The 8671-nt window shown below is 70.3% G+C and carries 10 protein-coding genes; all 10 read right to left on the reverse strand.

Translation table 11 applies throughout. From position 1 onward, the window contains the following. Positions 1 to 152: 152 nt before the first annotated feature. The gene (locus tag PROKR_RS28995; protein WP_036971148.1) at positions 153 to 728 is read right to left on the reverse strand and encodes a SigE family RNA polymerase sigma factor; all 576 of its coding nucleotides are present in this window, start codon (positions 726 to 728) and stop codon (positions 153 to 155) included. A 171-nt stretch (positions 729 to 899) separates the two neighbouring features. After that, a complete protein-coding gene (locus PROKR_RS29000) occupies positions 900 to 1715 on the reverse strand; it encodes an amino acid ABC transporter ATP-binding protein (RefSeq protein WP_051433476.1) in 816 nt (271 codons plus the stop codon). Then, positions 1712 to 2686 carry an amino acid ABC transporter permease gene (locus PROKR_RS29005; RefSeq protein ID WP_036971031.1) on the reverse strand — a complete coding sequence of 325 codons (975 nt, stop codon included), beginning with the start codon at positions 2684 to 2686 and terminating at the stop codon, positions 1712 to 1714. Before PROKR_RS29005 ends, PROKR_RS29000 begins: the two co-directional genes overlap by 4 nt. Before the next feature lie 115 nt (positions 2687 to 2801). Next, positions 2802 to 3731 (reverse strand): ABC transporter substrate-binding protein, encoded by a 930-nt coding sequence (locus PROKR_RS29010; protein WP_036971034.1) that lies wholly within the window; start codon positions 3729 to 3731, stop codon positions 2802 to 2804. A 293-nt stretch (positions 3732 to 4024) separates the two neighbouring features. Then, entirely contained in the window at positions 4025 to 4201 is a 177-nt protein-coding gene (locus PROKR_RS32015; RefSeq protein ID WP_084800759.1) for a methionine/alanine import family NSS transporter small subunit, read from the reverse strand. Next, on the reverse strand, positions 4198 to 5760 hold the full coding sequence (locus PROKR_RS29015; RefSeq protein WP_036971036.1) for a sodium-dependent transporter: 1563 nt from the start codon (positions 5758 to 5760) through the stop codon (positions 4198 to 4200). The genes PROKR_RS32015 and PROKR_RS29015 overlap by 4 nt, the downstream gene beginning before the upstream one ends. 93 nt (positions 5761 to 5853) lie before the next feature. Then, the gene (locus PROKR_RS29020) at positions 5854 to 7110 is read right to left on the reverse strand and encodes an FAD-binding protein (RefSeq protein ID WP_036971039.1); all 1257 of its coding nucleotides are present in this window, start codon (positions 7108 to 7110) and stop codon (positions 5854 to 5856) included. A 77-nt stretch (positions 7111 to 7187) separates the two neighbouring features. Next, positions 7188 to 7535, reverse strand: coding sequence for an STAS domain-containing protein (locus PROKR_RS29025; protein ID WP_036971042.1), 348 nt, complete (start codon positions 7533 to 7535; stop codon positions 7188 to 7190). A 297-nt stretch (positions 7536 to 7832) separates the two neighbouring features. Continuing rightward, positions 7833 to 8300, reverse strand: coding sequence for an aminoacyl-tRNA deacylase (locus PROKR_RS29030; protein WP_036971044.1), 468 nt, complete (start codon positions 8298 to 8300; stop codon positions 7833 to 7835). A 75-nt stretch (positions 8301 to 8375) separates the two neighbouring features. Further along, on the reverse strand, positions 8376 to 8671 hold a 296-nt coding region (locus PROKR_RS29035; RefSeq protein WP_245606016.1), incomplete at its 5' end, for a DUF2087 domain-containing protein.

The following is an 8671-nucleotide window of genomic DNA, read 5'->3' on the forward strand; positions in this document are numbered from 1 at the left end:
CGTGGCCACGACCCGGCGCCGGCGCACGTTGCGCACGGCGCGCGTCGCCATCGCGGTGGCGTCGAGGTCGGCCGGCGGCCTGATCGCGGAGCCGGTCGCCTTCATGCCGGCCAGCAGCGCGGCGTCCTTCTTGGCGTGGATGTCGTGCACGTTCATGATCGGCTCCCTTCGCCGGCGGGCACCACGAGGGTGCGCAGGCGCTCCAGCGCCCGTGAGGCGGTGGACTTGACCGTCCCGGTGGAGATGCCCAGCTCCGCGGCCGTGTCGGCCTCGGACCGGTCGAGCAGGTAGCGCAGCACCACCACCCGCCGCTGCTTGACGGTGAGCGCCAGGAGGGCGCGGACCAACCGGTCCCGCTCGGCCAGCTCGGCGTCCGACGCCGGGGTGCTCGTCTCGCGCAGGCCGAGCACCGGCTCGTCCGTGAGCACCTCCCGGCGGGTACGGCGCCAGGTGTCGATCCGGGCCGTGGACAGGACGCGGCGCGCGTAGGCGAACGGGTCGCCGTCGGCCACCTTCTTCCACGCCTTGAACGTGCGCTCCAGCGCGAGCTGCACCAGGTCCTTGGCGCGGTGCTCGTCGCCGCTCAGCAGATACGCGATCCGGTACAGCGCAGGGGTGTTGGCCTGCGCGAACGCCGTGAAGTCCGCGACCGGGTCCTGGCCGCTGCGCACCACCGGGATCTCGCCGGTGCCCCGCTCCGGTTCCAGGCTCACCGCCACCTCGCTCATCCGGTACACCGCCCGGAGGCGTGGCCGGTGACCTGCCCCGGCGTGGGTTCGCGGCGCGCCGCGCGCCGCCTCGTCTGCGTCATGCACCTTAGACGCAGGGCGGGCCCGCCGAGGTTGCGCTCTTGTCGGAGCGGTTCCTCGACGGGCCCGTGTGACCTACGTCTCCCGAGGTCAGAGCACGTGCGCCAGGAAGTCCTTGGTGCGCTGCTCCCGCGGGTCGTCCAGCACCCTGCTGGGCGGGCCGGACTCGACGATGACGCCGTCGTCCATGAACACGACGTGGTCGGCGACCTCGCGGGCGAACCCGATCTCGTGGGTCACGACGATCATGGTCATGCCGGACCGCGCCAGGTCCTGCATCACGGAGAGCACCTCGCCGACGAGCTCGGGGTCCAGCGCCGACGTCGGCTCGTCGAACAGCATGAGCTCGGGATCCATGGCGAGCGCCCGCGCGATGGCCACCCGCTGCTGCTGGCCGCCCGAGAGCTGGGCCGGGTAGTGGTCGGTCCGGTCGGACAGTCCGACGCGCTCGATGAGCTCCAGCGCGCGCTGCCTGGCCGCCTTCTTGGTCAGCCCTCGCACCTGCACGGGCGCTTCCATGATGTTCTCGACCGCCGTCATGTGCGGGAACAGGTGGAAGCGCTGGAACACCATGCCGATCCGCGAGCGCTGCCTCGCGACCGCCTTGGGGTGCAGCCGGTGCAGGATCCCCTTGTCGTCCTTGCGGTAGCCCATCAGGTCGCCGCCCACGACGACGGAGCCGCCGGTGATCTCCTCCAGCTCGTTGATGCAGCGCAGGAGGGTGGACTTGCCGGAGCCCGACGGGCCGAGGATCACCGTGACCGAGCCGCGCGGGACATCGAGGTCCACACCCTTGAGCACATGCACGGCGTCGTGCCCGTGGCCGAAGACCTTGTGCACGGCGCGGACGGACACCATGTCCGTCGAGCCGGCCGGGACGGCCGGGGCATCGGTGGGGGCGCTCATGGTGTCACGTCCTTGTTCACATCCTGCTGCACGGTCCCGGCCGCGGCGATCGCCGCCTGCTTGCCACCGGCCGGGCCCTTGCCCCGGCCGCGACGCCGCGTGCTCGTCCCGAACCCGCGCCCGTAGTACTGCTCCAGGTAGTGCTGGCCCACCATCAGGATCGAGGTGATGAGCAGGTACCAGAGCGCCGCGATGACCAGCAGCGGGATGGGCAGGAAGGTGCGGTTGCCGATCGCGCTGGTGGCGTAGGTCAGCTCGAACGTGAGCGGCACGGCGACCACCAGGGAGGTGGTCTTGAGCATCGAGATGGTCTCGTTGCCCGTCGGGGGCACGATCACGCGCATGGCCTGGGGCAGGACCACGCGGCGCATGATCTTGCCGTCCTTCATGCCGAGCGCCTTGGCGGCCTCGGTCTGCCCCGGGTCCACGGACGTCAGGCCGGCGCGCACGATCTCGGCCAGGTAGGCGGACTCGTTGAACGCGAGGCCGAACAGCGCCAGCCAGAACGCGGTCAGCACCTCGTCGGTACGGAACGAGAAGAACTCCGGCCCGAACGGGATGCCCAGCGACAGCCGCGGGTACAGCACGGCGAGCAGGCCCCAGAAGATGAGCTGCGTGTAGATCGGCGTGCCACGGAAGAACCAGATCCAGGCCCAGCTCACCGAGCGCATGACCGGGTTGTCCGACCGGCGCATCATCGCGAGCGCGACGGCAAGCACGACGGCGATGGCCATGGAGCCGAACGTAAGGACCAGGGTCCACATGACACCGCGGATCACCACGATGTCCCGCAGGTAGAGCCAGACCACGTCCCAGCGGAAGTTCTCGTTCGTGATCAGTGCGTTGGCCGCCATGGCGGCCAGCACGAGCACGGCCACGGCCGCGACGAGGCGGCCCGGCCGGGGCACGGGCCGCGCATGGATCCGGTTGGGCACCGGGTCGCTGCCCGACGGCGACGTCTGCGTCGTCACGTCAGCCTGTCCTTTCCTCGAACCTTGCGTGAGATGACTCCTGGAAAAGCTGAGTGCACGGTACCCGCAGTCGCACGTGGTGCGGACCGCGGGCGCCGTGCACTCGGCGGTCGGGTCACTCGGCCGGGTTCAGTTCGGCCTTGTCCACGACGGCGTCGGCGCTGCCCCAGGCCGCGAAGACCTGCTCGAGCGTGCCGTCGTCGATGAGCTTCTGGACCGCGGCCTGCACGGCGTCGGTCAGGTCCTGGTCGTCCTGCGAGACCACGATGCCGTACGGCGCCGCGTCCAGGATGTCGCCGACGGTCTCGACCTCGCCGGAGGTCTGCTCGACGGCGTAGGCCGTGATCGGCGAGTCGGCGTACATGGCCTGGAGCTTGCCGCCCACGAGGTTGGTGGTGACGTCGGCCTGCGACTCGTAGCGCACGACGTCGATCGGCTCCTCGCCGTCCTCCTCGCACTGCTCGGTGGCCGCGGTGAGCTCGTCGTCCTGGATGGTCGAGGTCTGCACGCCGATGGTGGTGCCGCAGAGGCTCTCGGGGTCGAAGTCCTCGGGGTTGCCCGCCGCGACGCCGTACTGCGAGCCGGCCACGGCGTAGCTGATCATGTTGGCCTCGGCGGTCCGCTCGTCCGTGATGGTGAACGCCGAGATGCCCGCGTCGTACTTGGAGCCGATGGCGGGGATGATCCCGTCGAACGCCGCCGACTGGACCTCGACGTCGAGGCCGAGCACAGCCGCGACGGCGGTGATGGTGTCGATGTCGAACCCGACCGGCGTCTTGCCGTCGGCGTCGATGAACTCGGCCGGCGCGTAGGCGGTGTCGGACCCGACGGTCAGCGTGCCCTTGTCCGCGATCTCCTGGGGGAGCAGCGCGGCGATCTCCTCGTCGGCCTCGACGGTCGAGGGGTCGAACGACGCCTCGGCGCTGGACTCGTCGGACGCTCCGTCGGAGCCTGCGGGCTGCTGCGACGCGTCGGTGCACGCGGTCAGGGCGAGGGTGGCCACGGCGAGTACGGCCGTGGCGGTCAGGGCGGGAAGCCTGCGCATCAGGGGTCTCCTGGTCGGGTTTTTGAACGTCTCGCGAGGCCCCGGCGACCCGACAGATCTCTGTCATCAGGGGAGCAGAGAACCCGACGGCGCACGTGGCGCCTCGACTCGAGTCTCACCCAACCGTGACTGGTCGCTGGCGTAAACCCGCAACTTAGAGACCATTGTCACACTGTGATGAAGGGCATGTTTCTGTTACATTTCGCCCTGCGCACGGGGCCTGACCTGCGAAGACGCCAAACCGGCCCGTCCGGCAAAATTGTCCGTCGTGGGGCCGCCGAGCGCCGACCGGATCAGGTGTCGTGCTCGACCGGTTCGTCTGGCCGGTCCTCCGGACCCCCCTCGTGCTCCCACCCGTGCGGGTAGCTGGTCCGCTCCGGCCGCCTGACGAGGGCAGCGATGCTCACCGCCAGGCCGCCCCACACGACGACGAGCGCGACGACCAGCAGGGTGACGGCTGTGCCGCTCATGACTTACCTCCGAACGTCGGCCAGGTATCGAAACGGTCGGGCTCGACGCGCCACCGCATCCGGGTGAGCACGAGCGCCGCGACGAGGAACAGTGCGACGACGCCCCAGCCCACGACGTTCAGGTACCACCCGGCGTAGCCCTCGTAACCCTCCTGCACCAGAGTCACGATGCGCGAGACCAGCATGGACGTCAGCACGACGGGGCCGAGCACCACGATGCAGAAGTTCCACCACCGCCCCACCGGGATGGTGGACACGGCGTTCAGGTGGAACCGCATCTCCTCGGTGCGACGCAGCACCCAGCCGATGACCACGGTGGTCGCCACCGCCGAGGCCACGATGCCGATGTTGTTGGCCCACTGGTCCACGGTGTCCAGCGCGATCAGCCCCGTGGTGGTGGAGAACGCCACCACCGAGAGCACTGCGGCAACCACCCCGATCCGGAGCGACGCCTGGGTACGGGTCCAGCCGAACTTCTCCTGGAAGGACGCCGACACGACCTGCAGGATCGACAGCAGCGACGTGAAGCCGGCCATCACGAGCGAGCCGAAGAACAGGGCCCCGAAGAGCCCGCCGGCCGGCATCTGGGAGACGAGCGCGGGGAAGGTCACGAAGGCGAGGATGGGGCCGCTGATGCCCTCCAGCTCGGCGACGGCGACGCCCTGCTCGTGCGCGAGGAAGCCGAGCGCGGCGAACACGCCGATGCCCGCGAACACCTCGAACCCGGAGTTGGCGAACGCGACCACGAACCCGGGCGACGTCAGGTTCGCCCGGCGCTTCCGGTAGGAGGCGTACGTGATCATGATGCCGAACGCGATCGACAGCGAGAAGAAGATCTGGCTGTAGGCGGCGATCCACACGTTCGGGTCGGCCATGGCACCCCAGTTTGGCGTGAACAGCGCGTTGAGCCCGTCGGCGGCACCCGGGAGGAACAGGGCCCGGACCACAAGCGTGCCGAACGCGAGCAGCAGCAGGGGCATGAACACGAAGTTGACCTTCTCCAGGCCCCTCGCGACACCGGCCGCGAGCACGACGATCGTCGCGACCCACACCAGGACCAGCGGGATCAGCACCGCAGGCACGAAGTCGAGCGTGATCCACGGGTCGGCGCCGCCGACGTCCGCCAGCTGGAGGTACGTACCCGTGAAGAACGCCGCCGTGTCGTCGCCCCAGCGCAGGTCGAAGGAGTACACGAAGAAGCTGAGGGCCCAGGCGATGATCACCGCGTAGTAGACGGCGATGGCGAAGCAGATGGCCACCTGGAACCAGCCCAGGCCCTCCAGCCAGCGCTTGACCCGGCGGAACGCGAGCGGAGCGGCCCCGCGGTACCGGTGCCCGATCGCGTAGTCCAGGAGAAGGATCGGGATGCCCGCCGTCAGCAGTGCGATCAGGTAGGGCACGAGGAACGCGCCGCCGCCGTTCTCGTAGGCCACCCCGGGAAATCGCCAGATGTTCCCGAGCCCGACGGCCGAACCGATGGCAGACAGGATGAAGCCCAGCTGCCCGCTGAACTCCTCACGCTTCTCGGGCTTCGCGGTCGTGCTCTGCGCGTCGCTCATCCCATGATCCTGCGGGATAGATCGCCCGAGTGCGAAATCAGGCGCTCCGGGCAACTTTTCGTCCGGAGCGCCATGGCCTCGCAGGCCAGCAGCTCAGCGCTCCAGCAGCTCCGACACGTAGCCGCCCCGGAACGTGCCCGTGGGGTCGAGCCGGTCCGCCAGCGCGGCGAAGTCGTCGAACCGCGGGTACAGGCCCGGAAGGTCCGTCACCGGCACGGTGAACAGCTTGCCCCAGTGCGGCCGCGCGCCCAGGGGCAGCAGCGCCGCCTCCAGCTCCGGCAGCGCGTCCCGCACGGCCGGCCAGTCCTGCTTCCACGTGAAGTGCAGCGCGAGGCTGTCGCCGGGCGCCGTGCTGAGCCACAGGTCGTCGCCGGCGACCGTGCGGATCTCGGACGTGAGCAGCAGCGGGCCGAGCCGGTCACCGAGCGCCCGCACGGCGCGGACGGCGTCGGGCCCCGCGGCGCGCGGGAGCAGGTACTCCGACTGGAGCTCCTCCCCCAGCGACGGCGTGAAGTCGAGCCGGAAGTGCGGCAGGCGCTCGAACCAGGGGCCGGGCACCCCGCCCTGCTCCGTGCAGGCGACGGCGGCGACATCGGGCAGCGGGTGCATCGGGCCGGTCGCCGGGGCGGCCCCCAGCTCGGTCAGCAGCGCGGGGGCGGCGCCCACGCCGTCGTCCACCCGGGACTTGCACCAGACCATGCGGACGTCGGGCTCGAACCAGCTCGTGAAGACGCTGACCGAGTACGCGCTGCCCATGACGGCGTCGAGGTTCTCGGCCAGGGCCTCCCAGGACAGGCCCGTGAACACGTCCTGCCGCACGTCGAACGTCGGCACCGTGGCCAGCTCGACGCGCGTCACGACGCCGAGCGCGCCGAGCGCCACCACGGCGCCGGGGAAGTCGGCGTCGCCGCTGCGCAGGGTCAGCGTCTCCCCGGACGCGGTCACCAGCTCCAGCCCGACGACGTCGCCCGCGAGCGAGCGCGTACCGTCACCCGAGCCGTGGGTGCCGGTGGCCACGGCGCCGGCCACGGAGATGTGCGGCAAGGAGGCCATGGCGGTCAGGGCGCGGCCCTGGGCGTGCAGCCCGGCGACGACGTCGCCGTAGCGCAGTCCGGCGCGGACCGAGGCCACGCCCGTGGCCGCGTCGACCTCGAGGGCCGGCCGGCCGTCGTCGAGGAGGTCGAGCTGGACGTGCACGCCAGTGGTGTCAGCGACGTCCGAGAACGAGTGGCGTGAGCCGAGGGCCCGGACGCGGGGCTCGCCGGCGACGATGCCGGCAAGCTCCGCGAGGGTCCGGGGGCGCTCGGTGCGCGCGGAGGAGTACGTGAGGTTCGCTGCCCAGTTCTTCACCGGACCAGGGTGCCACTCCCACGCCCGTTCGGACGCGGCCGTTCACGTGGTGCTTCGGTGTGGTGCTGCGGTAGGACTCAGGCGCTGGCGCCGGCGCTGCGCACCACCGGGATGCGCTGGCTGATGCCGACCATGTCCAGGACCTCCATGACCACGGCGGACGGCTCCCGGAGCTGGACGGGCGATCCCGTCTCCTCGCCGAGCACGAACACCTGGAGGATGAAGGCGACCCCGGAGGAGTCGATGAACGTGACGTCCCGGGCGTCGACGATGACGGGGTCGGGGTCGGGTCGTGCTGCGAGCGTGGCCATCGCCTCGCTCGCGTTCTCGCGCAGCAGCGCGTCGATGTCACCCCAGAGGGTCAGCACCGTGCCCTCGTAGGTGTTCCGGCAGGAGATGCCGGATCCCACGCGTCCGGGAACCATGTCCTGCGCTGAGTCTGACGGGAGAGGGTCCATGGGGTCATTCGCTCCGTCCTGCATTGGTCGGGCCTCGACTTCGTTGACACTTGCTTCTGCACAACTGACGTAATCGTCAACTTGGACACTTCTTGGTGCTGTCTGACCACCCCTTGCCCCGGTAGGGCAAGAATTGCCTAGGGCGAGTGTTCACCCGACACCGGGCTTACGTCCACCCCCCAGGCGTTACGGTCGCGTTGCACGGAGGAGAACTACCACCTTCCGCATGGTGCGGGCCTGTCCGGCGCCCGTCCGGGACGCGGCTCAGACGGGGTCGGTCACGTCCGCGATCGTGGCTCCGAGCGCCGACGTGAGGTCGACGGCATCGAGCGTGGCACCCACACCGTGAGCACCTCCGCCGATCGACACGGGACCCGGCTCACCGAGCCGGGAGTCCGCGACGACGGGCCACCTGTGGAACGACCCGAACGGGGTGATGGTTCCCCGCTCATAGCCCGTGACCTCGAAGGCCACGTCCTTGCTCGGCATCGACAGCCGCGAGACGCCCAGCAGCGCCCGCAGCTTGGGCCACGAGATCTGCCGGTCGCCGGGGACCAGGACGAACAGGAAGTCGTCGTCGGCACGACGCACGACGATCGTCTTGATCAGCTTCGCGGGCTCCACCCCGCGCGCGGCGGCCGCCTCGGCGAGGCTCGCGACCTGACCGTGCCGGGTGATCTCGAACGGGATGCCCGCCGCCTCGAGCGCCGCGACAGCTCGTTCTTCACTCATGGAATTTCCTATCCTGAAAACGCGAGTCTTCATTGTCTCGCAATATGGTCAAGGTATCTCCTGCGCGGCGCTCCCTCAGGCGTCGTACTCGGTGCGCTCGGTGCGCCAGTACTCGGCACCGTCGCGCGTGCGCTGCACCAGTCCGTGGTCAACCATCGCACGCCGGGTACCCGCCGGGTCGTAGGACAGCTCGCGCAGCCGGTCCGTCAGCTCCCGCTCGGTCACCGGCTCCAGCAACGTGGGCAGCGCCTGGGCGGCCAGGTACCGCGTCACGGCGACCTTGTCCCGCCAGCGGCGCGGCAGGGCCTCCAGCCGGCCGGAGCGCAGGAACCGCCGGGGGTCACCGGCCGGGGCGGGTGCGCCCGAGGCCG

This window comes from Promicromonospora kroppenstedtii DSM 19349 (genome assembly GCF_000515355.1).
GTDB classification, from domain to species: domain Bacteria; phylum Actinomycetota; class Actinomycetes; order Actinomycetales; family Cellulomonadaceae; genus Promicromonospora; species Promicromonospora kroppenstedtii.